At 60.4% G+C, this 661-nt stretch carries 1 protein-coding gene and 1 pseudogene; both read left to right on the top strand.

The annotated features are described in order from the left end of the window. Positions 1–376 (top strand): DUF2855 family protein (locus ACT6Q8_RS25600; protein WP_444739490.1); only part of this gene is annotated, 376 nt, incomplete at its 5' end. Positions 377–401: 25 nt separating this feature from the next. Further along, a pseudogene (locus ACT6Q8_RS25595) lies at positions 402–661 on the top strand (hypothetical protein); the annotation flags it as partial.

Genomic DNA, 661 nt, shown 5'->3' with positions numbered 1-661 from the left:
GCCAGACGTTTCCGGCGTCGCGATCGTCGATTTTTCGGGGAACCAGACGTTGCTCGACCGTCTGCGCGGCCGGTCGCGGCCCGTCCACCTTTGCCGGGTCGGCATGACCCATGGGCGGGATGCGGGCGAAATAGGCGTGGAAAAACCCGATGAAGAATTTTTCTTCGCCCCCGATGCCATCATCGCTGCTGTGGCTGAACTCGGTCCGACGGGTTTCGACGTAGCGCTCGGCAATGCCACGCGCGATTTCATCGACGCTTCGCGCGGCTGGCTGACGATCGAAGCCGTGTGCGGCGCCGATGCCGTGCGCGATGCCTGGACGCGCGTCCGGTCCGGCAATGGCGATCCAACCTCTGCGATTGTCGCATCTTTATAATCAGAAGCAAAATGGGAGAGAAAATATGAAGAGGAAACTCGGTTGCGGGCTGTCGCTCGCCGCATTGGTCTGGGCGCCATTCGCTTCGGCGCAGGGAGACGTATCGCCGGACGAGATTTTAGACAATGGCGGCGACATCATCGTCACCGCCACCAAGCGTTCGCAGAATCTGCAGGATGTGCCGATCGCCGTTTCGGCCTTCTCGTCGGAGCAACTCCAGAAATCGGGGATTAACGATACGCGCGAATTGATGACGCTGGCGCCGAGCCTTAATTTGACGAGCAC

The sequence above is a fragment of the Niveispirillum sp. genome, assembly GCF_052437035.1.
In the GTDB taxonomy this organism is placed as follows: Bacteria; Pseudomonadota; Alphaproteobacteria; order Azospirillales; family Azospirillaceae; genus Niveispirillum.
This window is presented reverse-complemented; position numbering and strand designations above follow the sequence as displayed.